The organism is Acinetobacter sp. V89_4 (genome assembly GCF_029967875.1).
GTDB lineage: Bacteria > Pseudomonadota > Gammaproteobacteria > Pseudomonadales > Moraxellaceae > Acinetobacter > Acinetobacter oleivorans.
Window position 1 is genome coordinate 17980 of record NZ_JASCAI010000018.1, and the last position, 26842, is coordinate 44821.

General features: G+C 38.8%; 20 protein-coding genes. 6 read left to right on the forward strand and 14 right to left on the reverse strand.

What is annotated here, in order from left to right:
• Position 1 precedes the first annotated feature (1 nt).
• Both bioA and QLG01_RS06420 read right to left on the reverse strand, forming a co-directional pair.
• Positions 2-1282 (reverse strand): adenosylmethionine--8-amino-7-oxononanoate transaminase, encoded by a 1281-nt coding sequence (gene bioA / locus QLG01_RS06415; RefSeq protein ID WP_282496046.1) that lies wholly within the window; start codon positions 1280-1282, stop codon positions 2-4.
• Positions 1283-1375: 93 nt separating this feature from the next.
• On the reverse strand, positions 1376-2107 hold the full coding sequence (locus QLG01_RS06420) for an alpha/beta fold hydrolase (protein ID WP_250374730.1): 732 nt from the start codon (positions 2105-2107) through the stop codon (positions 1376-1378).
• Between the two features lie 356 nt (positions 2108-2463).
• Between QLG01_RS06420 and otsB the strand changes: the two genes are divergently transcribed.
• Entirely contained in the window at positions 2464-3315 is an 852-nt protein-coding gene (gene otsB / locus QLG01_RS06425) for a trehalose-phosphatase (protein ID WP_282496047.1), read from the forward strand.
• Positions 3303-4736, forward strand: coding sequence for a trehalose-6-phosphate synthase (locus QLG01_RS06430; RefSeq protein WP_282496048.1), 1434 nt, complete (start codon positions 3303-3305; stop codon positions 4734-4736). The genes otsB and QLG01_RS06430 overlap by 13 nt, the downstream gene beginning before the upstream one ends.
• A 67-nt stretch (positions 4737-4803) precedes the next feature.
• Here the strand turns inward: QLG01_RS06430 and QLG01_RS06435 are convergent, their stop codons facing one another.
• The 7 genes from QLG01_RS06435 to QLG01_RS06465 all read right to left on the reverse strand — a co-directional run bounded on the left by QLG01_RS06435 (position 4804) and on the right by QLG01_RS06465 (position 15399).
• Complete coding sequence (locus tag QLG01_RS06435; protein ID WP_282496083.1) at positions 4804-5997, reverse strand: MFS transporter; 1194 nt, start codon at positions 5995-5997, stop codon at positions 4804-4806.
• A 290-nt stretch (positions 5998-6287) separates the two neighbouring features.
• Complete coding sequence (gene bfr / locus QLG01_RS06440) at positions 6288-6752, reverse strand: bacterioferritin (RefSeq protein ID WP_151822258.1); 465 nt, start codon at positions 6750-6752, stop codon at positions 6288-6290.
• Between the two features lie 252 nt (positions 6753-7004).
• On the reverse strand, positions 7005-9044 hold the full coding sequence (ligA, locus tag QLG01_RS06445) for an NAD-dependent DNA ligase LigA (protein WP_192836476.1): 2040 nt from the start codon (positions 9042-9044) through the stop codon (positions 7005-7007).
• A 94-nt stretch (positions 9045-9138) separates the two neighbouring features.
• Positions 9139-10182 carry a cell division protein ZipA C-terminal FtsZ-binding domain-containing protein gene (locus QLG01_RS06450; protein WP_198307581.1) on the reverse strand — a complete coding sequence of 348 codons (1044 nt, stop codon included), beginning with the start codon at positions 10180-10182 and terminating at the stop codon, positions 9139-9141.
• A gap of 1 nt (position 10183) precedes the next feature.
• Complete coding sequence (gene smc, locus QLG01_RS06455) at positions 10184-13633, reverse strand: chromosome segregation protein SMC (protein ID WP_282496049.1); 3450 nt, start codon at positions 13631-13633, stop codon at positions 10184-10186.
• 10 nt (positions 13634-13643) lie between these two features.
• The gene (locus tag QLG01_RS06460) at positions 13644-14339 is read right to left on the reverse strand and encodes a GntR family transcriptional regulator (protein WP_042896883.1); all 696 of its coding nucleotides are present in this window, start codon (positions 14337-14339) and stop codon (positions 13644-13646) included.
• 256 nt (positions 14340-14595) lie between these two features.
• On the reverse strand, positions 14596-15399 hold the full coding sequence (locus QLG01_RS06465) for a sulfite exporter TauE/SafE family protein (protein ID WP_267531515.1): 804 nt from the start codon (positions 15397-15399) through the stop codon (positions 14596-14598).
• Positions 15400-15429: 30 nt separating this feature from the next.
• On the opposite strand from QLG01_RS06465, the gene QLG01_RS06470 reads away from it, so the two are divergent.
• A complete protein-coding gene (locus QLG01_RS06470; RefSeq protein WP_009393886.1) occupies positions 15430-16182 on the forward strand; it encodes a biotin--[acetyl-CoA-carboxylase] ligase in 753 nt (250 codons plus the stop codon).
• A gap of 14 nt (positions 16183-16196) precedes the next feature.
• The gene (locus tag QLG01_RS06475; RefSeq protein ID WP_107881849.1) at positions 16197-16931 is read left to right on the forward strand and encodes a pantothenate kinase; all 735 of its coding nucleotides are present in this window, start codon (positions 16197-16199) and stop codon (positions 16929-16931) included.
• Positions 16932-16980: 49 nt separating this feature from the next.
• On the opposite strand, the gene ffh is transcribed toward QLG01_RS06475, so the two are convergent.
• The gene (ffh, locus tag QLG01_RS06480) at positions 16981-18396 is read right to left on the reverse strand and encodes a signal recognition particle protein (RefSeq protein WP_004794257.1); all 1416 of its coding nucleotides are present in this window, start codon (positions 18394-18396) and stop codon (positions 16981-16983) included.
• 140 nt (positions 18397-18536) lie between these two features.
• On the opposite strand from ffh, the gene ccsA reads away from it, so the two are divergent.
• Complete coding sequence (gene ccsA, locus QLG01_RS06485; protein WP_013198819.1) at positions 18537-19346, forward strand: cytochrome c biogenesis protein CcsA; 810 nt, start codon at positions 18537-18539, stop codon at positions 19344-19346.
• Between the two features lie 84 nt (positions 19347-19430).
• On the forward strand, positions 19431-20375 hold the full coding sequence (locus QLG01_RS06490; protein ID WP_005303024.1) for a tRNA-dihydrouridine synthase: 945 nt from the start codon (positions 19431-19433) through the stop codon (positions 20373-20375).
• Between the two features lie 81 nt (positions 20376-20456).
• Here QLG01_RS06490 and QLG01_RS06495 read toward each other — a convergent pair whose 3' ends face one another.
• The 4 genes from QLG01_RS06495 to QLG01_RS06510 all read right to left on the reverse strand — a co-directional run bounded on the left by QLG01_RS06495 (position 20457) and on the right by QLG01_RS06510 (position 26789).
• Complete coding sequence (locus QLG01_RS06495) at positions 20457-21410, reverse strand: DUF6160 family protein (RefSeq protein ID WP_005303022.1); 954 nt, start codon at positions 21408-21410, stop codon at positions 20457-20459.
• A 160-nt stretch (positions 21411-21570) separates the two neighbouring features.
• Complete coding sequence (locus QLG01_RS06500) at positions 21571-23982, reverse strand: DUF6160 family protein (protein ID WP_282496050.1); 2412 nt, start codon at positions 23980-23982, stop codon at positions 21571-21573.
• A 32-nt stretch (positions 23983-24014) separates the two neighbouring features.
• The gene (locus QLG01_RS06505) at positions 24015-24740 is read right to left on the reverse strand and encodes a DUF6160 family protein (protein WP_111855928.1); all 726 of its coding nucleotides are present in this window, start codon (positions 24738-24740) and stop codon (positions 24015-24017) included.
• Positions 24741-24755: 15 nt separating this feature from the next.
• Positions 24756-26789: a hypothetical protein gene (locus QLG01_RS06510; RefSeq protein ID WP_282496051.1), complete on the reverse strand. Its 2034-nt coding sequence runs from the start codon at positions 26787-26789 to the stop codon at positions 24756-24758.
• Between the last annotated feature and the right edge of the window lie 53 nt (positions 26790-26842).

Genomic DNA, 26842 nt, shown 5'->3' on the forward strand with positions numbered 1-26842 from the left:
CTTAATGTGCTCCCTGCAACGTTTTAACAACGTCAACCAATTGTTCAAGCAAATCACTTAGCTCTTGTTGAGTGATGACATACGGTGGCATCACATAAACCAGTTTTCCAAAAGGACGAATCCAGATTCCACGGTCTACAAATTGTTGCTGTAAAGTTTTCATATCGACATTAAAGGTAAGTTCTACGACACCAATTGCACCCAGCACTCGTACATCAGCAACAGAATCAAGCTGACTTAAAGGCGTTAAATATTGGCTAAGCTGTTGCTCAATTCGCTTAATATTGGCTTGCCAATCTTGCTCAATTAACAATTGCGTACTTCTCAAGGCAACAGCGCAAGCAAGCGGATTGGCCATAAAGGTTGGACCGTGCATAAATACCCCAGCCTCGCCGCGACTAATCGTTTCTGCAACATGCTTTGTAGTCAAAGTCGCAGACAAAGTCATATAGCCGCCTGTTAGTCCTTTACCTATGCACATAATGTCGGGCTCAACTTGTGCATGTTCCCACGCAAAGAGCTTACCCGTACGACCAAAACCAGTAGCGATTTCATCAAAAATTAATAACAGATGATATTTCTCACAAAGCGCTTTAGCCTGACGTAAATATTCAGGATGATAAAAACGCATGCCCCCTGCACCTTGAACAATTGGTTCGATAATGAGTGCAGCAAGGTTTTCATGATTTTGCTGAATGGCTTGTTCTAGCTCGGCAATATCTTGAGGATTCCAATCTTCATGAAATTTGGTTTGTGGTGCCGCCACAAAAAGGCGGTTTGGTAAGCTGGTACCAAAAATCTGATGCATACCTGTAACAGGATCACAGACCGACATCGCATTCCATGTATCACCGTGATAACCAGAACGCGTAGTAATAAAATTTGTTTTTTGTGGTTGGCCTTGTGCTGTCCAAAATTGCACAGCCATTTTCAAAGCAACTTCAACGGCAACCGATCCTGAATCTGCATAAAAGATCTTATCGAGACTTGGCGGTGTAATTTTTAAAAGAATTTTCCCAAGCTCAATCGCAGGATCATGAGTTAGCCCACCAAACATGATATGTGACATGTTCTGTAATTGATCTGTCACTGCCTGATTGAGTTCAGGATGGTTATAGCCGTGAATTGCACACCACCAAGACGACATACCATCAATTAAAGTTTTACCATCATTTAGTTCAATCGTTGCCCCATAGGCACGTTTCACTTTAAATGTGGGTAAAGGTTGGGTCATTGAAGTATAAGGATGCCAAATATGTTCTAAATCAAAATTATCGGTCATCCTATTTACCCTTTTACAGCGTTCAAATCTTTCATTAAACACATGTTAAACCTGTTAAGAATGAAAGAAAATTGCGATATCAATCAAAGCTTATTAACTTTGCTGATGAATTGTTAAAAATTGGCAGATTTCTTCTATTGTTCTTTCGACCTGTAGGTAGGGAAAAGCATGTGTAGCATCTTTTAGTAGCTTATAACTCATGTTCTTTGTCGCTATATCTTTAAAATTTTCTATAATTTTGCAAGGAATGACATTATCTTGCTCGGCAAACAGATGAAGCTGTGGTCCCAGATAGTTTTTTACGTTACTTACCAGATTTAATTGTTCAAGCATTTGTAAACCTTCTAATAGAAGTTCATTTGAAGGTGGGCTTACTATATTTTGTATGCTTATCCAATCTTTTTTAGCTTGAGATGAGCCAAATGTAATTAAATAATAAAAGCGCTTTAAAGTAGCTTGCGGGTTCTGTAAAAAAGACGCTTTAAATTGACTAAATACATCAGTAGGCATTGCTGTTTGCCAATTGTCATTAGCAACGAAACAAGGGTTTGAAGCGAGTGTAATTAAAGTTTTAGTTTGCCCTGTTTGCTTGTAAAAAATATCAACCAGTTGAGTCGCTAACTGCCCACCTAAAGACCAACCGATTAACACATCAACTTCAGCCACTAAATCAAGCTGCGCTTGAAAGTTACGATCTAAAACATTAAAAATATTAATAAGTTGAGTATCAAAACCTTTTTTTTCCAAATGTAATTTTAGAGTTTGCAAAGGTTCCACACCTACTCCCCAACCCGTAATTAATAAAATTTTATTTTGTAACTTCATATGCCTGTCCAAAGCCAACTTTATAAGGATTATATAATATTATCGTTTTAAAATATCTTTTAAAATCAACATAAAAATTGAATTTCAAAAAGTAAAATCAATGATTTAGGAGTATTTAATATTCTGAAATATATTGATAAACAAGACCTGCATTATTCATAGTAAATATACAAAACTTTAATTATCTAAACATTGAAGCCACTCAAAAAACAACATAATCCACACTTCGCCTATAAATCCATTATGCAATGTAATTAATGTTAATACTTATGTTTTTTTATTAAAAGAAATGACTCATCAATTCATTTTAATGTTAGAAGATTAATTATTGAACAAAATATATTGGGAAGGCTAATATGAACAGTCAATGTACAATATCTGATGGGAGAGAAAAAAATACATATTTTGTTACACCAGAAGATATTATAAAAAATTTATCTTTAGATAAAAATTACTGCTTATTTTTGGATATTGATGGGACGTTAGCACCCTTCCAAATTAATCCTGAGCAAAGTTTTATTCCAAACACTACATTAGAAACTATAAAAAAAATTATTAAATTAAATATACCTGTTATTGCTGTAACAGGTCGAGATGTAGACACAGCTTGTAATCTACTACAGTCTATTGATATTCCTGTTGCTGGCTTGCATGGTTTAGATATTTATTTTGGCTCAGATCATTATATTCGACCAGATTTAAGTTCGATTAATTTTAAAAAATTAAAACAAGATATTATGAAATCTTGTGAGAAATATCCTGAATTATTAATTGAGGATAAAGGATATTCTATTGCTTTACATTACCGAGAAAATCCCACTCTAGAAAATAATGCTATTAATATTATGCATCAGATTAATCCTTATTATCCGCAATTAAAAATAAATAATGGGAAATTTGTTGTTGAGTTGATACCAAACCAAGCTGATAAAGGTAAAGCAATTCAAACCATATTAAATCATCTTAAATTACCTTCTGTAGTACCGATTTTTATAGGAGATGATTTAACAGATGAATCTGGTTTTATTTTTATTAATCAGCACTCTGGTCTCACGATTAAAGTAGGGTCCGGCGAAACACAAGCCAAATATAGATTAAAAGATATTGATAATGTCGCGAATTTTCTTCTTTTATTTAAAAACAGAATAAAAAGCTTATATGTCAAAAATAGTCAAAATGAGAATGGAGAACAAATATGTCTAAATTAATTGTGTTATCGAACAGAATAAGTATGCCATCAGGCAAAGCTTCAGCAGGTGGCCTTGCCGTGGCTGTGCAAGATGCTTTGAATGATAGTAATGGTATTTGGTTAGGCTGGAATGGTCAGCAAATCACCGATGGCGAAGCACCAGAATTTGAACAGGCCTATTCTGAAGGAATTGATTACATTACCTGTCCTCTTACTCATCAACAATACGCGCAATATTACTGTGGATTTGCAAATAAGGTTCTCTGGCCAGCAATGCATGCTCGAGAAGATCTGATTGAATATAATGCGCAAGAATATAGCACCTATCAAAAGGTCAATCGGTTATTCGCTGAAAAATTAAAACAACTTGCACAGCCTGACGATCTTATTTGGATACATGATTATCACTTTTTTAGTGTGGCGCGTTACTGCCGTGAATTAGGCATGCAAAATAAAATTGGTTTCTTCTTACATATTCCTTTTGCTAGCCTAAATATCTGGCACAAAATTCCAGTAGCTCGAGAATTAATTCAAGACTTGAGTCAATATGATGTTATTGGCTTACAAACTCAGATCGATCAAAATGCATGTATGCAAACTTGTCTAAATTTACTCGAAGCTCAGAAAATTCAAAGCAACAGTATTAGCTATAAAAAACGTCAAATATTAATTAAATCGTACCCAATTGGTGTTCAGCCAGAGATTATACAAAAGCAAGCACAACAAGATTTGGCGACCTCTTCCGTGTTTAATTTTGAAGAAATCCCACGTCAAAAAACGATTATTGGGGTTGATCGTATTGATTACTCAAAAGGTTTACTGGAAAGATTTAATGCATTTGCAACCTTTTTGGAAACCAGCCCCGAATATCATGGTTTAGTTCGACATCTTCAAGTGGCAATACCATCTCGTACCGATATTCCAGCTTATCAACGTTTATACCAACGTTTTAAAACCAAGCTTGAGTTAATTAACGAAGAGTTTGCACATGAAGACTGGAGACCGGTAGATTGCTGCTATGACACGGTTCAACACCATAATCTTATGCACATTTACCGCCATTCAGATATTTGCTGGATCAGTTCCCTACGCGATGGTATGAACCTAGTCGCTAAAGAGTATATTGCAGCCCAAGACCCAGAAAATCCTGGGGTACTCATTTTATCTAAATATGCAGGAGCTGCTGAGCAGATGTCTCAAGCCTTAATTGTTGATCCGCAAGATAGAGCAGCAATGATGGATACTTTGAAAATGGCTTTAGAAATGTCTAAAACTGAGCGTATTAATCGTTATCAGCAATTGATAGAGGGATTAACATCTTCTGATCTTACCAATTGGCGAAATAACTTCTTGGATGATTTAGAAAAGACACCAACTCTACTGATGAAGCCTCAGCGATTATTACAAGATAATTATCAATCTATCTATCAAGTTTTATAAATCTAAAAAAGAACATCGAGAAATTTAATTTCTCGATGTTCGCTAGAGAGTATCTATTATTTATAAATTAATTTGTCTTGATTAATATAAAACGGTTAAGTAAAGCAATAATAAAAAGTAATACAGCTACACCTGTTAAAACTTTACTTAAACCAGTCCATTCACCAATTAAACCGATTAAAGCTGGTCCACTTAATGAGCCTGTATAGGCAATCGTAGATACTAAAGAAAGTGCTGCTGCTTTAGGCATCTTATTTTGTCGACCTACGCGAGAAAACATCACTGGTACAATATTAGAACAACCTAATCCTAATAGTGCATAACCTAATACAACCACTTGCCACACAGGTGCTGTCACAATAACAGCCATACCAATCGCAGCCCCAATTGCACTATAAGTCACAATATTTTTTTCGCCCCATTGCTTAAGCAAGACATGACCTGCAAAACGACCAGTGGTCATGCTAAGAGCAAAGAAAGTATATGCGAGACCAGCAAAAGCTGGATTAAGTTGATATTTACTCGTTAAATAAATACCACCCCAGTCCATTGCTGCACCTTCTGATAAAAAGGCGATAAAACACATCATACCAATAAGCAGAATAATGCCATCGGGACGATAACGTTTTTTCGGTGCTTGAGTTGTATCTTCATGTGGCTTTTCATCCTGTTCAAAAGACGTTAAACAAGAAGGAATAGCAACACCACCAATAACAAGCAAAATCATAACGACTGATAAAGTGCTCATTAAGGGTGAAAGACCTACTGCCAATAGTGCTGTCACAAGCATAGCGCCCGTTAAGCCACCAAGACTACACATTCCATGGAAACTAGACATGAGCGCTCGCAAGCTATGTTTTTCAACAACCACTGCTTGTAAATTAATAGCCACTCCAAGACATCCTGCTGCCGATCCAAAGACAAACAATGCTACAGCCATGGTCACAATGCTGTTCCACATCGTAAGACTAGGCAATAAGACCATTAACAGCATCAATGCTAAAGCAATTAACGGACGACATCCCCAGCGCTTGACTAAAGCACCAGTCGCAGGCATAGCGATCATTGAGCCAATACCCATACAAAGCAAAAGTAAACCAAAATCGGCATGATTTAGGTTTAGGCGCTGCTGTGCAAAAGGAATGAGAGGTGCCCAAGCTGCGGTCGCAAAACCTAAGCTAAAAAAGCTTAGTCGTGTTGCAAGACGCTGTGTGCTTAAGAGAGTAGCTGTGTCTAAAACAGCAGGTTTGGTAAATAACATATTTCGCGAACTCACCATAAAATCATTGGCGATCCATACCAACCGATTTTCCATAGAAAAACCCTTGCCTCATTAAATTTCTAGGCAAGGGTTTTATTGGCGAAATTATATCCAATTTCATAAAAAAAACAGGGGGTGCGATACAATTTTTCTGACTTTTTTGTAACTGCCAAAGCCTTATATAGTAAGGCTTTGAATATGTTCAATTTGACAAAATTAACACCCAAGTTAAGACTTCATTTTATTAAAATGAGCCAATAAAAAAACCCAGCCTTAGCTGGGTCATTTTATTAAATTTGAGATTGAATATAGTTTTGTAAGCCAATTAACTCAATTAAACGTAATTGCTTTTCTAACCAGTATGTATGGTCTTCTTCAGTATCTGATAATTGTTGACGCAACATATCACGGCTAATGTAATCGCCCTTCTCTTCACAGAGTTTGATACCGGTCGCTAACTTTTCGCGAACATGATATTCAAGCGCCAAATCAGCTTTTAAACAAGATACAACGTCTGAACCAACATTGATATCTTCACGATGCATGTTTGGTTTAGCACCTAAGAACAATACACGGCGAATGATCGCATCAGCATGAGAAGCTTCTTCTTGCATCTCATGATCAATACGTTCATAAATTTTATTTAGGCCCCAATCTTCATACATACGAGAATGGATTAGATATTGATCACGGGCAGCCAATTCTCCGCCAATGAGCATATTTAAATAGTCTATGACTTCTGGATTGCCACGCATAATAAATCTCCTATCGTATGAAGACTATTATGGGCAATCTTAAAAATGATTGCAAAATAAAAAATAGTTAAGTTTATGATTTTTATCAAATTAAAATGAGAAACATACGCATTTGCAGTTTAAGTTATTTAAATTTCCTGTGCAAAAAGAAACGCTTGTCTGATTTATAAGCTCAAACAAGCGTTAAAATATAACTTAAACCATCAATTTATAAATTTGTAACTAAAATCAATGGTTCTTATTTCGGTAGACCTATTCGCTTAAAGTCTGCCCGTAGCTCGCCATAAGTGATAAGAAATCAGTCTCATTCATAACAGCAATACCAAGTTTTGCTGCTTTTTCTAATTTCGAACCAGCCTTCTCGCCCGCAACAACGCATTTGGTCTTGCTGGATACGCTGCCACTTACACGCGCACCTAATGCTTGTAGCATTTGAGTCGCTTGATCACGGGTCATTTGCTCTAATGTGCCTGTTAACACCCAGCTTTCACCATTTAACGGCTGACGTGTTGGAGCTGTTGGCGCATCCCAATGAATTCCGGCTGCAATTAAGCGATCAAGCACTTCAATGTTATGTGGTGCCAAGAAAAAGTCAGCAATCCACTCTGCGGTAATATCACCGACATCTGGAGTTTTCTTTAAAGCTTCAACATCAGCAGCTTTAAGCGCTTCTAGAGTTTGGAAAGTATTGGCCAACATTCTAGCCGTTGTTTCACCCACCCCACGAATTCCCAGTGCATAAATAAAACGAGCAAGCGTTGTCTTCTTACTGGCTTCAATGGCATCAATCAGATTTTGTACCGATTTCTCACCCATTTTTTCAATACCGAGCAAAGTTTCTCGGTGCTCATGCAAATGGTAAATGTCGGCAACATCTTTAAGTAAATCGAGGTGTAATAAAGACTCTACCCAGCGGTCTCCTAAACCTTCAATATCCAGAGCTTTACGTGATACAAAGTGACGAATCGCTTCAATTCGCTGAGCAGCACAGTAAAGACCACCAGAACAACGTGCTAAAGCTTCCCCCTCAGGCATTACAACTGGTGAAGCACAAACAGGACAGCTTTCAGGTAAATGTACAATTTCAGCATCAGGTGAACGGAATTCTGGCCAAACTTTTTCTACTTTAGGAATAACATCGCCCGTACGATAAACACTAACCGTATCGCCAACACGTACATCTAGACGATGGATTTCACCAATATTATGTAAAGTTACGTTGGAAACCGTTACTCCCCCTACAAATACAGGGTTTAAACGCGCTACAGGGGTTAAAGTACCAGTACGCCCTACTTGCCAATCAATCTGATCAACTGTAGTTAATGCAGCTTGTGCAGGGAATTTATAGGCCGTTGCCCAACGTGGCTCACGACTTAAGAAACCAAGTTGTTGTTGTTGTTTTAAGTCATCAACCTTTACGACCATTCCATCAATTTCAACTTGTAGATCTGGACGCTCTTGCTGAATTTGCTCATAACGCTGCTGTACTTCTTGAATTGAATTACATAGATATTGACGCTCAGCAATTTCAAATCCAAGTTGTGTGAGCCATTGTAGGCTGTCGTGCATGGTGGTTAAGCTATGATTTGGTTCGCACTGGGCAATACCATACGCATAAAACGCTAAAGGTCTACTAGCAGCAATATTCGGGTCGAGCTGTCTTAAACTACCTGCTGCGGCATTACGTGGGTTGGCAAACGTTTTCTCACCTTTTGCTTCTTGATCAGCATTAAGTTTTTCAAAGCCAGACTTTGGCATGAGCACTTCACCACGGACTTCAAGCAAACGTGGAATTTCAAAGTGATCTGAATGCAACACTTTAGGCAAGTTACGAATCGTTTTGACGTTTTGGGTAATGTCTTCTCCAGTTTCGCCGTCACCACGTGTAACACCACGTATTAACACACCGTTTTCATACCAAAGCGAAATCGCAAGACCATCAAGTTTTAGTTCTACTTCATATTGTACTTTTTGGTTAGGCAAACGCTCTTCAACACGGCGAGCAAATGCAAATAAGTCTTCCTGATTAAAAACATTCCCCAAAGAAAGCATCGGAACGACATGAGTCACACTTTGAAATTTAGAGAGTGCTTGGCCGCCTACCTTTGTCGTTGGAGAATCTGATTGAACCTGATCAGGATATTGCTCTTCTAAAGCTTTTAACTGGTGAAATAAATGATCATATTCACTGTCCGAGATTGTCGGCTGATCCATCACATAATAGGCGTGGTTATGCTTTGCAATCAGTTGAATAAGCTGACGCATCTGTTCGATCACGGAAGTTGTTGCCATTATGTTATTCACCATAAAAAAGGGTGGAAATTTCTCCACCCTGAGCTGCGACTAGATATGTTGCAATTATCGCAACGAACGTAAAAAAATAAAACTAGGCAGTCGCATGTGCCGGACGATAATCAATCACATGATGACGCCAGTGCTCTTTTAACTGTGGTGTAAATTCAAGATTATTTTCATCATAAACTTTGCCATCAATTTCACGAGCAATTAAACCTGCAATACTCGCCATCATGTCAAAACCAGTCACGGCTTTACTGTTTGGAAGCGCAAGGAAAAATGCCAACCCTTGAACTTGTTCACTAGACAACGTTTCAAGATCAAACCCAGCTGGTCCATTGTCAGTCATACGTAATACTGAAAACATCAGTACGCTCGGCTCATCCGTATTTTCATAGCGATGGAAACACGACATTTCGCCATAACGTAAACCGTATTTTAACAATACTTTAAGTGCTTTATCGCCAGACAACGCGCGACGTGGGTTCGGATAGACATTTAAAGCAATAATCTGTTCAGCCATCGCTAATGCACTTTCATCATCATAGCGTTGCTGTTCATGCAAATGTACATCCAGAATATTACTCTCGCCTTCAAATTCAGCAATTTCGGCAGTTTCAATATTTGGGTTTAAACTCAACTCAGGCTCAGTTTTTTCACTTTCAGATTTCAAGTTTTCTTCTGATAAAGCTTCAATTTCTGATTTAACAGAAACCGTACCAACTAACTCAGCTGAACTGTCTGTGTTAATGGTAGAACTTTTTACAGTTTCTTCAGATTTAATTTGGTCTGAAGAATTTTCAACAGCGGGTTGAGTTGATTCGGTTGAAATTGATTGAGCAGGTTCTACAGCCAAAGTTTCTGTTTGTTTTGTTGTACTAGTTTCTACCGATGCAGATTCATTTAACGTCGGCTCTACTCGCTCTGTACTAGTTGCCGATACACGTTCAGCTTCAGCTTGTTCAAGCTGATCCCGCACATGTCTAGGTATAACTGGTTGATTACTATCAGGATTAATATGCAAATCACTGTCTAATGAGGGTTCGGCATGGTTTGACTTTTTTAAAATCATTTTTAAGCCAATTAGCATAATAATAATGGCGACAACGATGCCAATAATCGTATTGATTTCCATTCTATGACTCCGAAACTAACCCGTATTCTTTTGCCTGTTCTAAATCGACAGTGACTAATTTTGATGTACCCGGTTCAGGCATGGTCACACCCAACAAATCAGTTGCCATGGTCATCGCCAGCTTATTATGTGTAATGTAAATGAATTGTACATGTTCAGAAAGCTCTTTTACCAAATTACAATATCTCTGAACATTCGCATCATCAAGTGGTGCGTCCACTTCATCTAACACACAGAACGGTGCCGGATTTAATCTAAAAATCGCAAATACTAATGCTAACGCTGTTAAAGCCTTTTCTCCACCGGAAAGTAATGCTAGAGAACTATTTTTTTTACCAGGTGGTCTTGCCATCAGTTTAACACCAGATTGCCAGTCATCTTCAAGGCTTAAACTCGCTTCGCCACCATTAAAGACCTTTGGAAACAGATTTTGCAACTCTTGATTAATCTGATCAAACGTTGTCATAAACAACTTACGGGTTTCCTGATCAATGCTTTTCATCGCATCTTTTAGTTGAGTTACCGTATTTTCCAAATCTTGAATCTGGTGACTCAACTCATCAAAACGCTGAGAAACCTCTTCAAATTCTTGTGAAGCTGCAAGGTTTACCGCACCGATTTTTTCAAACTGTTTCTGTACTTTTTCCAGTTTTTGCTGGTGCTCAGTTAAATCGATTTGTAAGCCCTTTTGGATCTCAGCATTTAACTCTTTGAGTTGCTCTTGGTAATGTTCACGATCTGACTTAGCCGCTTGCCATGCCAAACGCTTTTCTTCAAGTTGCTCTCTGAGTTGTTCATCTTTTTGTTGATATTGATGACGCTGATCTGTCAGGGTTTGTTGTTTTTCCTGCACACTATTGAGTTCAAGCTGCCATTCATTCCAGTTCTTTTGCAACTTTTCAGTTTGAGCAAATTGTTGCTGAAATTCTGACTCAAGATTTGGTAACTCTAACTGAATAGGGTCAACAAATTTTTTCGCCTGCTCCATTTGAGCATTAATCTGCTGATATTGACTCTGCAAGAACGAGATATCTTTTTCAAGCAACTCGATTTGTTGAGTGGTTTGCGTACTACTACGACGTAAAATCTCGCGTTCTTGTTGCTGATGTTGTAGAGCTTGTTGCTGTTCCTCTAACTGCTCTGTTAACTCTTCTACCCGAAATTGCATAGTTTTATAATCAGGTAAAATGGTTTCAAGTTTGATTGCTAGAGCATGTAAATCAATTTCCAGATCGTCTTTCTGCATTGCATCTTCTTCAAGCTGCATGTCTAACTGAGCTAACTGATCTTTCAATTGTTGTTTTTGCAGTAAAAATGCTTGTGCTGCGGTTTGCTGTTTAGCAATTTGCACATCAAGCTGTTGTAAGTCTTTTTGTTTTTGTTTAACGACTTGCTGTTTCTGCTGCAAGTCAGACTGCAACTGCACTAGCTCATCTTTTTGCTGAACTAAAATTTGATCTAATGCTTGTAATTCAGGTTGCTGCTTTTCAAGGGCGTGTTCAATTTCATCTAGACGAATGCGATGGCTCAGCATACCTTGTGCACTTTGACTTTCGTCATCATACATAAGGGCAATCACCCAATCCTGCCCGACATGATAGCCATCTAAAGTCAAAATAGACTGACCATGTTGCAGTTGCTTTTGCTCATTTAAAGCAACCGTCAAATCTTGTGCAATTGCTACATTCGAAAAGATTGATAGTTGTGGAGACTCAATCCAGTCATTTAAACAGGCTAAATTACCTTTAAATTGATTTATTTGCTCTGAAGGTTTTAACTGGCGAGCAATTCCTTCCTGAAAGGCTTGTTCAGTTTCAATAATATGAGCTTGCAACCATTTTGCTAAAAACTTTTCAACAATCTGCGCATGTGGCTTACCCTGCTCCGTTAACTCTAGAGCCTGCATTAAACGTAGCGTATCTTGGTTTTGCTTTGGACTTTGTTTAGCAACAAGCTGGCTTAAGTTTTTCTGCTCAGATAATAAAACCTGTATTTCTGTTTTCAGTGTTTGTTGCTGATTTTTAGTTGCCTGATGCGCTTGTTGAGACTGTTCAATCTGTTGCACATACTGCTCAATATCAGCCTCTAACATCGAGATTTCACGACGTAATTGCTGCTGTAGTTGCTCAAACTCGCCCTGCTCATCTTCATGAACATGCGATTGAATCTGACTTGCTTGATGTTGCAACGTTTCTTTTTGCTGTTCAATGCGTTGAACATTTTTGCCTAATTGCTCAATTTGAGCAGACATTTGCATTTTTTGCTGCTGTTGTTTTTCAACCTGAGCTTTTATTTGTTCAAACTGTTGCTGTGCTTGTTTTTGCTGAGATTGTAAATCAACAAAGTTTTGTTCAGCTTCCGTTGCCGTATGCTCAATTCCAGTTAATGATTCAGTTTGTTCATCTAACTGATTATTGAGTGTTTCAAGTTGTAATTCTGAAAGTTGTAAACGTTCTTTAGTTTGGAATTTTTGCTGTTCTAACTGAACGAGAGTCATACTATTTTGCTGGTATAAACTCTGTTTTTGTTCCAGAGTCATTTTCAGTTCAGATAATTTTTTTTCAGCTTGTTGCCACTCTTGTTGTAGTGGTGAAGATTGCTGAATGAGGCGCTGAAATAAAGCACTGGTTGCTTCTAAATCATGTTCAATCGTACTTAACTCTGAGCGAACCAATTTAAAAGTTTCACCCAGTTCATTCATTTGAACTGTATATTCTTCTTGTAAGCGTACGCTTTTATCTGCCTGAAAAGATAGAATTTCAATTTTCAGGGTACGAATCTGGCTTTCTAGAGTTTTATATTGAACCGCTGCTTCTGATTGACGTTTAAGCGTCTTAAGCTGCGATTTTAATTCGAGAGCAATATCTTCTAAACGTGAAAGGTTTTGCTCAGTATGTTCAAGATGTTGCAAAGTCTCCCGTCGACGAGCTTGATAGCGTGAAACACCTGCTGCCTCTTCAATAAAGATACGCATTTCTTCAGGTTTGGCATCAACCAGACGGTTAATCATGCCTTGTTCAATCACTGCATAAGAACGCGGTCCTAACCCTGTTCCTAAGAAAATATCAGTGATATCACGACGGCGACAACGTGTGCCATTTAAGAAATATTCGGACTTACCTTCACGTGTAACCTGACGACGAACGGCGAGCTCATTATAAGCATTATATGACCCGCCCAATTTGCCATAGGTATTATCAAAACGTAGCTCAACACTCGCCACGCCCACTGGCTTACGCTTGGAGGTTCCTGTGAAAATAACATCTTGCATGCTACCACCACGTAGCTGACGAGCATTTGATTCGCCCATCACCCAACGAATGGCATCAATTACATTTGATTTGCCACAACCATTTGGACCAACCACTGCTGTGCGGTTCGCCTTAAAATTTAAAGTTGTACTATCTGCAAAAGATTTAAAGCCTGAAAGTTTTAAACTGCTTAAACGCATAATGCCCTAACTAGCGGCGTGAGCGTCTTGCCCAGGCCAATTCAATCTGTTTCATTCGTGTCAGCGATTCCAACACAAGGTTACGTAAGTGTCGACAAAAATCTTCCATAAATAAAGCGGCTTGTTGTGATTTTCGGATCAAAATTGCATCAGTCACGAGTTTAAATAATGCAAATGCTTCTTGTAGTTCCCGCTTAGAGGTATTTAAGGTCAAAAAATAACTGCGACGTAGTGAAGGTAGTAACTCTTTATAGAACTTCATTAGGTAGGGATTGCCCACCATATCTTGCTGTTCAGCGAGATATTGAAAAACACCATCATAAAATTTTTCGATATCTCCTGCTTTTACATGCTCAAGAAGTTGTTCCAACAATAGCTGTAATTGATCTGCTTCATGTGCGCGCCATGTTTCACTGATGCGTTGAACAATATGCCCCAATAACATCATGTTTGTGTCAAACAGTGCTTTAACCTGCTGCGCAGACATTTCTGAAACAATTGCCCCACGGCGTGGAAATATCTCAATTAAATGAGTACGCTCTAATAATAACAATGCTTCACGAACTGACCCTCGGCTTACATCAAGCTCTTTGGCAATACGTAATTCTTGAATACGCTCGCCTTCAACCAGCTCACCACTAATGATCTGTTCGCTAATATATTTGACAATTTGCTCAGAAAGACTTTCTGTCTCTTCGAGATTCATAAATCACCCGCTACTTTTTATATGCATTAATCCATGCTTTTCTTTCGCATCCTTGTTTTTAACTGATCGTACCGATTAAAAACTATGTCATTGTCTGACAATTTTATTGCATTTTAAGCCAACCCATTTAAAAACAACACCAAAATCGGATGAATAAAAACCCCAAATGTTCTTATTTTATTGAATAAAAAAAGCTCGAATTTCTAAAAACTCAAGCTCATAAATCGTAGTTCTAGCAAGATTAATATTTTATTTTCTAGTGCATAATCCCTTTATAAATAAAATAACTACCCACCACCACTAATAAACAGGCAAAGCATTTTTTCAACATTTGTGGTGACAACGCATGAGCAACTTTTGCGCCAAACTTCGCTGTAACAAAACTCATGACACTAATGCCAATAAACGCATAGATATGCACATAACCAATCGTGTTAGGTACAGAGATGTGTTCTTTGGCACCAAACCACATAAAACCAATTGCACCCGCAATAGCGATTGGCAAACCACAAGCGGCAGAAGTCGCGACTGCTTTTTGCATGACCACGCCATGACGGTTTAAATAAGGAACAGTTAAGCTACCGCCTCCAATACCAAAAATTGCAGAGGCAATACCAATGCCACCACCCGCCATAAATTGCATAGGTGTTGAAGGAAGCTGACGTGTTGGGTCAACAACCACATTTGCCCCTTTAAACATACGATAGGCCATAACAACCGCAAAAACACCAATAAGGAGCTGTAAATGCTGACCAGACATCAAATCGGCAATACCCGCTCCTAAAAATGAACCAATCACCAGTCCAGGTGCTAAATTACGAAAAACAGGCCAAAGAACTGCACCCTTTTTATGATGGGCCGAAACTGAACTAAACGATGTCACAATAATCGTTGCAAGCGATGTTCCGACTGCAATATGCATGATTACCGAAGGGTCATAGTGCAATTGGGTAAAAACGACATAGAGGATTGGTACAATAATTAGTCCACCACCAACTCCAAACAATCCGGCAGTAAAACCAGCAATTGCGCCAATGAGTAAATATATGATTAACTCCATAAATGTTTTACCACTCTGCTCATATTCAACATGGATTTAGAGACTCGCCAACTACAACAACTTTTAAGCGCAAAAAACCAGCTTCCAGAAGTGGTTTTATTAAAAGCAACCACAACTTCGACCAATGATGATATTCGTGAAATTGCCCAAAAAGGCATTACAACGGGCTTGGTTTGCAGTGCTCAACAAACTCAAGGGCGAGGTCAACATCAACGGCAATGGATTTCACCTGAAGGAAACATTTATTTAAGCACATTGGTGCAAACTCGAACACCCTTAGATGGTCGCTTAGCACTTGAAGTTGCTCTAAATATTCTGCAAATTCCGCAGTTGCAAGCGCTGAATTTGCAAGTGAAATGGCCAAATGATTTGTATAGTACGCATGGAAAATGGGGTGGAATTTTGGTCGAACCGCTTTCCCAGCATCAAGCTATTGTGGGCGTAGGTATTAATTTAAAAACACCACCAGTGACTGATAGTGATCAACCGATTACCTCTCTAGAGGATTTAGGCCTAGAACAAATGAGTCGTCTTGAACTCATTTCAGAGCTTTATGTGGCGATTCAAAATGCAGCTCGCTGGTTTGATCATGGTTGCTACAACTTGGCTGGACGTTTTAATCACCACGCTGCATGGCTTAATCAGTTGGTGCAGTTCGAACATAGTCAGGGACTGGTTCATGGTCGTTTTGTTGGAATATCCAATGAAGGTGCAGTAATTCTTGAGACTCCTGAACCTCAGCAGTTTTATCAAGGTCGCTTAAGACCACAAGTGAATCAATAAATAGGTGTTCTTCCATGAAAAGTTTATGGCTTGATATCGGAAACACCCGTTTAAAGTATTGGATTACTAAAAATCAGCAGATTATTGAACATGCAGCTGAGCTACATTTACAGTCACCCGCCGATTTATTATTAGGTTTAATTCAACACTTTAAACATCAAGGTCTGCATCGCATTGGGATTTCTTCAGTACTCGATACCGAAAACAATCAACGTATTCAGCAGATCTTAAAATGGCTTGAAATTCCTGTTGTTTTTGCCAAAGTGCATGCTGAATATGCTGAGTTAAAGTGCGGCTATGAAGTTCCAAGTCAGCTCGGGATTGACCGTTGGCTACAAGTACTCGCTGTAGCTCAAACAGATGAAAACTATTGCATTATTGGATGTGGAACAGCGCTTACGATTGATTTAACGCAAGGCAAACAACATTTAGGTGGTTACATCCTCCCTAATTTATATTTGCAGCGCGATGCACTCATTCAAAATACTAAAGGTATTAAAATTCCAGACTCAGCTTTTGATAATTTAAACCCGGGCAATAACACAGTCGATGCAGTACACCACGGTATTTTGCTAGGTCTCATTAGCACGATTGAAAGCATCATGCAGCAATCTCCTAAAAAATTGCTCCTTACGGGTGGAGATGCACCTCTTTTTGCTAAGTTCTTGAAAAAATATGATCCAGTCGTAGAAACAGATCTTTTGCTCAAAGGACTACAACAATATATTGCTCATTATCCTAAAGACTAAAACACAGAACAAAATAAAAGGCGCTATATGCGCCTTTTATTTTATAAGTTTATTTCTTTTGGTCGTTGTTGCCAAACAGTGGGCCCATTCCGCCACCACCGCCGCCACCAAATTGTTTTTGCATATTGCCTAATGAACGCATCATTTTGCTCATACCAGATGGATTCGCAAATTTTTTCATCATTTTAGCCATTTGAGCTTGTTGCTTAATGAGTTTATTCACTTCAGCAACATCCATACCACAACCCGCGGCAATACGTTTTTTACGACTTGGGTTCATCAAGTCTGGATTACGGCGTTCTTTAACGGTCATTGACTGGATAATAGCTTCCATTTTCTTGACCTGTTTTTCAGGGTTCGCTTGCTCAATCGCCTGCTGAATTCCTGCACCGCTCATGCCAGGCAACTTATCTAAGAAGCCCATCATGCCGCCCATACTTTTCATTTGCTCAAATTGCATCAGCATATCTTCAAAGTTGAAGCTGCCGCCTTTTTGCAATTTTTTAGCCATTTTTTCGGCTTTTTCTTTGTCGATTTTACGTTCAACTTCCTCGACTAAAGACAGTACGTCACCCATGCCTAAAATACGTTGAGCAACACGATCTGGATGGAATGGTTCTAAAGCATCAAGCTTCTCCCCCATACCTAAGAACTTGATTGGCTTACCCGTAATTGCACGTACAGAAAGCGCTGCACCACCACGTGCATCACCATCAGTTTTAGTAAGAATCACACCTGTAAGTGCCAATGCATCATTAAACGCTTTAGCTGTATTTGCAGCATCCTGACCTGTCATGGCATCAACCACGAACAAGGTTTCAGTTGGCTTAACGGCAGCATGTAATTCTTTAATTTCGTCCATCATGTCTTCATCGACATGTAAACGACCTGCGGTATCGACAATTAACACATCAGCAAATTGGATTTTTGCTTGTTCAATTGCACGATTAACGATATCAATTGGCTTTTCAGAAGCATCTGATGCAATAAAACCTGCACCAACTTCTGCTGACACAGTTTCTAACTGCTTAATTGCTGCTGGACGGTAAACGTCGGCAGAAACCGTCATTACTTTTTTCTTTTGACGTTCTTTTAAGAAACGTGCCAACTTAGCGGCAGTTGTCGTTTTACCCGCACCTTGTAAACCAGCAAGTAATACAACAACGGGAGGCTTAGCACTTAAATCAAGTGTTTCATTCGCCTCACCCATCATCTTGGTGAGTTCGTCATAGACGATTTTTACAAATGCCTGGCCTGGTGATAACTGAGTCATCACTTCTTGGCCCAATGCCTCTTCCTTAACTTTCGCGATAAATTCACGAGTTACAGGTAACGCGACATCGGCTTCAAGAAGTGCCATACGTACTTCACGTAAGGTATCTTTAATATTGTCTTCGGTCAGCTGCCCTGAGCCAGTAACATTTCTTAAACTCTGTGTGAGTCGTTCTGTTAAGGTATCAAACATTGCAAAATCCGCTTAAAATGGCTAGTTGCAAAAAAATCTTTCTCGAAATAGAAAATTTATGCATAGAATGCTATAGGATACTTTAGTTCGCAGCGAATTTATATCTTATATAGATGAATTAATCCTGAAAAAGGTTTGACATGATTAGCCTCCCCTTGGTTTACACAATTTTGGCACTCATCGCATATACCACTTCTTTCTGGTATCTGTTTATTCGTTTAATGTCAAAACGTGAACCAAACCCATGGTTATTTGCTTTTGTTGCGACTTTGGCGCTCCTGTTGCACGGTACAGTTTTATGCCATGCTATGCTGACACCAGCTGGAATTAACTACGATGTTTTTAATTTAGTATCGTTTACATCGTGGCTTATGCTGTTGTTAAGTTTAATTTTTAGTATTTTTCGCCCCATTGTACCACTAAATTTATTAGGCATTCCTGTAGCGGCTATTGGTCTAATTTTAGGTTTTGGATTCAGTCGGCCAGATCAATTTATTGAGCAGCATTCGTTAGGCTTAGATACTCATATTATTCTTTCACTTTCTGCCTATGCAGTTTTATTGATGGCAACCATTCACGCTATTTTGCTATGGTTCCAAAATCGTGAACTCAAAAAGAAACAAAAAAAACGCTTTTGGGTCAATTTACTCCCGCCAATTCAGGCGATGGAGTCTTTGTTATTTGATCTGATCATTACTGGCTTTATTTTATTAACAATTGCACTCACTTTTGGTTTCTTGACGATCGATAGCTTCTTTGCACAGCATCTTGCTCATAAAACCGTATTTAGTATTATTTCTTGGTTTATTTATGGCTCACTCTTGATTGGCCATTACAAACTTGGCTGGCGAGGTCAAAAAGCGATTCGTTTTACCTTAATTGGTTTTGTGCTTTTGGCGATTGGTTTTATTGGCAGTAAATTTGTGCTTGAGATGATCTTGGGCCGTTAAGTAAATTAAAATTTCTTCGATACTAGACAGCGTTATACATATCCCGTATAACGCTGTTTTCTTTTTGCTCAGGTGACACAGACTGTGAAACTCATACTCGCTCCAATGGAAGGTTTAACTGACCCGATCATGCGGGATACACTCACATCTGTTGGTCATTTCGACTGGTGTGTGACCGAGTTTATTCGAGTTACAGACAGCATTTTGCCAGACCATATTTACTATAGTTTTTGCCCTGAGTTAAAGAACGACGGTAAAACAGCTGCGGGAACGCCTGTTCATGTCCAGTTCTTAGGTAACAACCCAGATATGCTGGCAGCAAATGCTGCAAAAGTGGTTGAACTAGGTGCTCCTGCAATCGACCTTAATTTTGGTTGTCCTGCAAAAACTGTAAACCGACACAGAGGCGGCTCTGTTCTTCTTGATGAACCTGATGTTGTACATATGCTCATTAAAGCAGTGAGAGATGCAGTACCTGCACACATTCCTGTTTCAGCAAAAATGCGTTTAGGTTATCTCGATGAAAATCACACCATGGAAAATGCCCACGCTGTTGAAGATGCGGGTGCAAGCTGGTTAACGGTTCATGCTCGTACTAAAGCAGATGGCTATACGCCACCAGCTTATTGGGAAAAAATTCTACCGATTAAAGAAGCTTTAAAAATTAATGTCATTGCGAATGGTGAAATCTGGACCAATGCTGATGCTAAAGCTTGCCAGCAACAGTCTGGTTGTGAAGACTTAATGATTGGCCGTGGTGCGGTAACGACTCCAGATTTAACCCAATGTATTCGTGAAAATATGAATGAGGCATTATTCAGTTGGGAACAACTTGTTGATTTACAAATTCGTTTTTTAAATGGTCAGGCAAAGACAGAAATTGGTATGGTGGGTCGTTATAAGCAATGGTTAGGCATGATGACGAAAGCCTATCCACAAGCGAAAGACTTATGGGACCAAGTAAAACGTATTAAAGCTTTGGATGAAATTGTCCAACAGTTAGAACACACCAGATCAGAAAACATTTAACGCAATATAGTCAAAAAAAAAGAGGGCGATTGTTTTTACAACCGCCCTCTTTCGTATTTCAGGTTAAGCTATTATTCTTTTTTAAAAGCCGCTTACTTTCATTTTAAAGTCGGTTACAGAAACGCCAGTGACACCAAAACTCCCCATTGAGCCATTCGGTAAATTATTAAACGTTGTTGTATTTTGAGTACCCATATTTCCTAAAGTGACATTATTAAGTGAAGCATCAAATTTACTTGATACGCCTGTATTTCCAAAAGTTAATCCAGTTGGATCAACACCTGCATAGAAACCATCAAGTACAAAACCTGTTGAGGTATTTGTGCCAGCAAATTTAAACCCGAATGTAGCACCCGTATTATCGGACACTAAAGTAATTGGACAACCCGCAGCAGCAGAACAAATAGATTGAATTGCCCCTCCAAATTTAACCATAACTGATTGAGCAGCATGGCCAAGCTGAATATTTAAACGAGGTTTATTGGTTTGTACAAAGTTAATATCCAGATTACCAGTAGAACGGATCAGTTCTTTTACACCCGTATTCACTGTCGTTCCCGAACTAAAAATTGATTTTGGTGCATAACTTGTTAAAGCATAATCGGATGGACTAGATAAAGATGCGCTTGGAGCTAAATAAATTGAAAAAGGTAAAAGTCGAATACCGTTTACATCACTCCCCATCGATACTGCTAAATTTAAAAAAGGATTTCCACCACCAGCATCAACATCCATTGCAATATTAAAAGAAGGATTACTCGATACAGCAGCTTTAATAAACTCTATGCCAGGAACTGGATTTGTAGAATTTCCTGCAATGACAAAGCCAGCCTTACTGTTATATGAAGTTGAAGCAATACCGTTTGTATCAATCAGAGCGACTTGATTAAATTTAACTTTATCAGCCTGAATACCTAAGGTTAAACCATTTTGGCCCGTTGCTGCCGCAAGACTTTGATCATCTAAAGGCTGCATTGCAAAAACACTTGAACTACTGGCAAGTAGCAACCAGCACCCTATATTTTTATTCTTCATGTCGCTCTAATCCTTAAGAGACAAACGCTTATTATTTGTTCAGACTATCAGAATAATATTCAAGTACAAAGCAATTATCCCTATAACCCGACGAATGCAAATCTAATCACATTAAAATAAAAACCATATAAAAAGTGGCAATGGCTGCCACTTTTCTTGATTAGTTAAAAGCACCATTTCTAGGCACAATACTAAAACTACTATTTAAACGACCGCCAGTAATTGCGAGCTCACCTAAACGTGCACCTGCACCAGTTGATGGAGGATAGAAGTTAATATCTTTAACACGTAATGCGCCGTCAATACTCTTATCAGGATTAAAATAAACCGCCGTATTTACGCCAACTTTACCTAAACCACTTGCACTGTCTTTACCCACAACTAAAGCAGTATTAAACGCAAGCTTTCCAGTAATATTATCAAAGCCAATTGCAGAACCATCGATCGGATCACTAATTTGAACCGTATTTCCAGTTGCTGTGGCAGGCATGGTGAAATCGCCCAGTACAGTTAAAGCACTACCATCTGCAATTGAACTGTTTGGCACGATCGATAAGTTAAGATCTCCGCCTAAACGCAGTTTTAGACCAAATAAGACATCATTATTTCTGGCAAAGTTATCAATTGGTGAGGTACATGAACCGGTAGCTGGACAAGTTTTATATTTTGCTCCAGGTAAATAACCTGCTGCGATCTCGGTTGATAAAGCAAGTAGCATCTCTTTTAAACTAATGTTAAGACTGCCATTTTCTAAACCGATGCTTCCATTGCCTTTAACGAACATATCAATGTTACGTAACCCCATGTAATAATCAGTAGGACTACCGCCATTATTAGCATTTGGAGAACCATCAATTAATAAAATTGAGGTCGTTTTGGTTCCAGTCGCATCACGTCCTGTAGTTCCAGCTGCAATACCAAAACCCAAACGTGAAGTCGTTCCAGATGTCGCAACAACATTCTGAACAGGTTTACCATTGGCATCTTTTGTATAGTAATAAGCGCTATTTGCTGGCGCGTCTAAACCATATACAGCAGCATTAGCATTTAAGTTATAAAAAGGTAGTGCTAAGCCCCATTGGTTGTTTGCACCATTGTCTGCAAACTGATTGGCAGCAGCTACATTCGCACTTGTCGTAAAACGACCACGTCTTGAAAATGCTTGAAACTCTGCTCCACGCATTGCAAGAATTAAACTGAATGGATTAGTGACCGTATCACGGTGAATATTATGCTGATAATCAGCAGCTGTGGTTAAAGTGCCACTACCTAAACGGATTCCGTTTAAGGTTGCATTGTTTGGCATTAATAAGGTTTTTGTATCAGCAAGATTTAGATAAATATTTCCGCTGTCAAAATAACCACGCGTAGCTGAGTTAAGTCCTGTTAAATTACCAAACTCGAAACCATAAGCATTTAGTCCTGCTCCACCAATTTCTAAAGTGGTTGCTTTACCATCTGCGCCTAGCATTGAATCATTATCTTTGGTGAATTCACCTTTCATACGAAAGGCAATGCCAGAATTACCTAAAATACTATTACTTGAACCTGTACCCGCTGCAGTATTTGCGGTGCCTAAAGTAGTGGTATCCGCAGTACCATCTATCCCACGAAGTTGTAGATAACTATTTACCATACGTCCGCTAGCACCTAAACGAATCAAACCTTTCGCATTTTGTGGGCTATTAGTTGCATCTAAAGCATAAGGGTTAGTTTTATCTACATTCGAGCTGAGCATCACTTCAATATTCAGGCCTGAATTGGTTACTTTTCCGTTACTGTCAACATATGTACCCGCGGTTAAACCAGAAGCTGAATCTGCTACACGGTTAAAATCAACATAGCCATAGGTAGTATTCGGAGTTTGCCCTACACCAGCAACATTAGTTCCAGTATTTGTCTGTAAAACTAAGCCACGAGTTGGGTCAATCAACATGGCCCCTTTACCAACAAAATTAAAGTTAAAATTTCTTAAAATTAACTGATTTAGCTGGCTGCGAGCATCCAATTGCCCTAGATAAATATTGGCATTATTAATACCAAGTGTCATGCTTGACTGGCTATTTGCATTAAATAAGCCATCTTGGGTTGTAAGTGCCAAATTTAGAGGAGAAGTTGTTTGAATAGCCAACTGCCCTAAAGTTGGCGAGCATGTAGCAGAGCTATTACAAACTTTAACGCTATTTACGGTAATAAGTGATGGACTACTTTGCATAGAAAAATCGAGTCCAGTTTTACCCGTAGTCGGATTACTTCCTACATCTAAACGATAATTAGTGCTTAAAGTTTGGCTAGATGCATTACTTTTTTGGACTTTTACACCACTTGCTTGAGCCCTTAATACCTGATCAGCACTTGTTGGCGTTCCTGCATGGTCATCCCAGTAAGCATTATCAATATTAATTTCGTTAAACGTAGTTTGAATCGAGATCCCATCTTGTCCATTGACGGCACTCAAATCAGCATCTGTTAAAGCTTCTAAAGCATAAATTTGACCACTCACTAACAACATGCTGGTTGCTAATGTATTTAAAATAAACTTTGAGCTGTGATTTTCTTTATTTTTTTTCATCACTTCAGTTCCTTTGAAATCTACATTAACCCTTAACAACGAGGATGGCTACCATCACAGCTAAACACCATGACTTTTCCTTGGATAGCCAAGTTTCCGTTCATCATTAAACCCATGAAACCAGTTTCACGCCCATAGTCATAGGCCGATGGAGTCGCTGTAGCAACTTGCTGTGCTGCACTATTAGCAGTCGCAGCATATGTCGGTTTTTTGAAATATGCATAATCATACATATTTGCACTCGAGCCTTGCGTTGTTGTTGAGCTGGTAAAGTTATCTTGCTCAATTGATAAAGCATTGAAACCAAAATTACGGAATAAAATCGGTTGAGCTGAGCTAAAACTAAGCTGAATAGCAGGCTTAATAATTTCAGTATTACTTTTATCAAGATACTTTAAATCAACGCCATCCAAGCCCATTTTTTGAATATTTAAGGTTCCTTGTACACCTTTAAACACGAGCCAAAGTTTATTACCACTATCACTATTTTCAGCCCAACCACTTGGCTTAGTTGCATCTGCTTGTACAAAACGTTTGTTAATCGCTAAACCGATATGACAGAATTCAACGTTCTCACAGACACCACCACTACCATTGTCAAAGACACCGTTAGCTGTCTGATTTAAATTAAGCATTAAAGATAAATCAGCACCAGCTTGTCCATTAATCGCCTGCAAAGCGTCATTATCTAAAGTTTGCAGCTCAGCATGTGTAACTGTTGTACAAAGAGCGAGGATCAAAGTACTTATTTTTTTCATATCAATCTCCTCCTCTTATAGACCTTTAGTTGTAAGTTTCAAGTGCTGGATTAAAACACCGTCAATAACACCAGAACCCATGTTATTACTAATCGCTGAACTAATTTGTGCTCCAGATAATTTATAGGTGTTCAAATCTGCATTTGGGGTGGTAGTAGACCAACGTCCATTGTTATAAAGTGCATCCGGTAAAGGTGTACCAGCTGGTACAGTAAACTGAGCACCATTCCCTGCATCAGCTAAGGTATACCCTGTATTATTTACTGTCGGGTTATAATAAGAAGTACTATCAATATTAGCCCAGTTTGCGCCTTGAGAATCAAATTTTAAACCTGAGCCTGCATTACCAGTCCAGCCTGTTGCTGTACGGTACTGCCAGTCGTAACAAGTAAAAATTAAACTACATGTATAACTATTTACGCGGCGTTCCTGATTTTGCAATTGATAGAAGTTTTTAGTCTGCGTTACAGCGGCTACAGTGCCTGTAGGTAATTTACCAAATGAAATACCGACCGCATCTTGCGTATTGTTCCCTTTAAATGCTTCTAGGGTATTATTCGTTGCATTATAAACTGTTGAACCAATTGAAATACTGCTATGTGTTGCACTAGAACCTTGATAAGTTTTACCGCCTAAGGTTACATTGGTCCCACATTGGTAAATATTACAAGTTGAGCCTAAGTAACTCGTATCGGCCCCACTATAGTCTGTATAAATTTTCTTATAAATTTCAGGTTTATTTGGAATACGAGCAAGTTCTAGACTAAAGTTTTTACCATCTGAGCTTAAAACTAAGGGTTGATATAACGAGCCCAAAACAAGGTTAATATTTGGGTTATAAAGGTATAAACCTTCATTTGCATCAAAAGTTGGCGCAAGTCCACCATTAATTGCAGGTGTTACCAAATTACCTTGAGTAGTTCCAGATTCACGCGTGCTTAAACGTAATACGTTATTCATAGCGCTGTCTGTTGGAGCAGTCCATGAACCAGTTGAAGTAACCGTCGTAGTTTGACTACGAATCCGATATAACCAATCCGAGCTAGGTGAACTGTTACTTGGGGCGCCAGTATACTGGGTGCTATAGCGATTTACCCACGGCCCTACCGAAGACGTTGGAGTATTTGCAGTAATTGTTGCTCTTAAATTAGATGCATCACCACTATTTAAACGAATTACACCAGCGAAACCTAAAGTATCATTATAAAAAGGGCTCATTCCACCAGCAGATGTTGCGCCTCCTAATGTTTGGAAAAGCTGTAAACGACTGCCATTTAAGCTAAAGTTATTCCAAACACCCTGTAAACGAAGACGGTTCGCACGGCTTGCATCCGTACTCGTACCAATTAAACCATTTGAGTCGCCATAATTAAATTGGTCTGCTGCACCATTTATTTTATTTGGATTTCGGACAAAAATATCTGACCACAAACCTAATTTCAGCTTGTAAGCATCTATACCTGCGGAATCTTTCGTTCCAACCTCATATAAAGGAGCTTCCAAAGCTAAATAAGTTACTTGGCAAGATGGGTCACTTGCCCCACTACAAGTAGCTGCACTGAAGTTAGGTACTGAATTTGCTGTCGCAACTTTAAAAATCCACGGGTTAACCGCAGTACCCCAACTCGAAATTGTAGCGGCTGTATCAGTAGACGCAATACGAGTATTTGTATCATTATCAGATTTAGAAAGCGCTAAACCATAAAGAAAAATATCTGCTTTACCAACAGCGCGATCACCTGAATCAATCGAGCCATTTTTATTGGTGTCTGCTGCTGTCATACTCAAAGGACCGACAGGTACATAATTGATATAACCAGTATCTTTAGTACGATCAGTTAATATCTGACTTGAGGTTTCATTAGCGCCTGCACCACGAAATACCATATAGGCATTCTGTGGCAAGATAGCAATACCTTCACCTGTAGTTTCACTTAAGCCCGCATCAGAAAGCTCTTCGAGTGCGAAACTAGCTTGGCTTATACAAAGCCCGATTAAACTTGCCAAAACGGTTTTTTGAAACCTTACCGTATAATTAAGTGTAGTCATCTTGACCTTCCTGTTTTATACGATGCCGCGCACCATATTTATTTTTCTTTAAC

Coding starts and splice junctions, on each gene's coding strand:
- bioA (WP_282496046.1), bottom strand. CDS start 1,282: ATGACCGATAATTTTGATTTAGAACATATTTGGCATCCTTATACTTCA.
- QLG01_RS06420 (WP_250374730.1), bottom strand. CDS start 2,107: ATGAAGTTACAAAATAAAATTTTATTAATTACGGGTTGGGGAGTAGGT.
- otsB (WP_282496047.1), top strand. CDS start 2,464: ATGAACAGTCAATGTACAATATCTGATGGGAGAGAAAAAAATACATAT.
- QLG01_RS06430 (WP_282496048.1), top strand. CDS start 3,303: ATGTCTAAATTAATTGTGTTATCGAACAGAATAAGTATGCCATCAGGC.
- QLG01_RS06435 (WP_282496083.1), bottom strand. CDS start 5,997: ATGTTATTTACCAAACCTGCTGTTTTAGACACAGCTACTCTCTTAAGC.
- bfr (WP_151822258.1), bottom strand. CDS start 6,752: ATGCGTGGCAATCCAGAAGTCATAGACTATTTAAATATGCTCATTGGC.
- ligA (WP_192836476.1), bottom strand. CDS start 9,044: ATGGCAACAACTTCCGTGATCGAACAGATGCGTCAGCTTATTCAACTG.
- QLG01_RS06450 (WP_198307581.1), bottom strand. CDS start 10,182: ATGGAAATCAATACGATTATTGGCATCGTTGTCGCCATTATTATTATG.
- smc (WP_282496049.1), bottom strand. CDS start 13,633: ATGCGTTTAAGCAGTTTAAAACTTTCAGGCTTTAAATCTTTTGCAGAT.
- QLG01_RS06460 (WP_042896883.1), bottom strand. CDS start 14,339: ATGAATCTCGAAGAGACAGAAAGTCTTTCTGAGCAAATTGTCAAATAT.
- QLG01_RS06465 (WP_267531515.1), bottom strand. CDS start 15,399: ATGGAGTTAATCATATATTTACTCATTGGCGCAATTGCTGGTTTTACT.
- QLG01_RS06470 (WP_009393886.1), top strand. CDS start 15,430: ATGGATTTAGAGACTCGCCAACTACAACAACTTTTAAGCGCAAAAAAC.
- QLG01_RS06475 (WP_107881849.1), top strand. CDS start 16,197: ATGAAAAGTTTATGGCTTGATATCGGAAACACCCGTTTAAAGTATTGG.
- ffh (WP_004794257.1), bottom strand. CDS start 18,396: ATGTTTGATACCTTAACAGAACGACTCACACAGAGTTTAAGAAATGTT.
- ccsA (WP_013198819.1), top strand. CDS start 18,537: ATGATTAGCCTCCCCTTGGTTTACACAATTTTGGCACTCATCGCATAT.
- QLG01_RS06495 (WP_005303022.1), bottom strand. CDS start 21,410: ATGAAGAATAAAAATATAGGGTGCTGGTTGCTACTTGCCAGTAGTTCA.
- QLG01_RS06500 (WP_282496050.1), bottom strand. CDS start 23,982: ATGAAAAAAAATAAAGAAAATCACAGCTCAAAGTTTATTTTAAATACA.
- QLG01_RS06505 (WP_111855928.1), bottom strand. CDS start 24,740: ATGAAAAAAATAAGTACTTTGATCCTCGCTCTTTGTACAACAGTTACA.
- QLG01_RS06510 (WP_282496051.1), bottom strand. CDS start 26,789: ATGACTACACTTAATTATACGGTAAGGTTTCAAAAAACCGTTTTGGCA.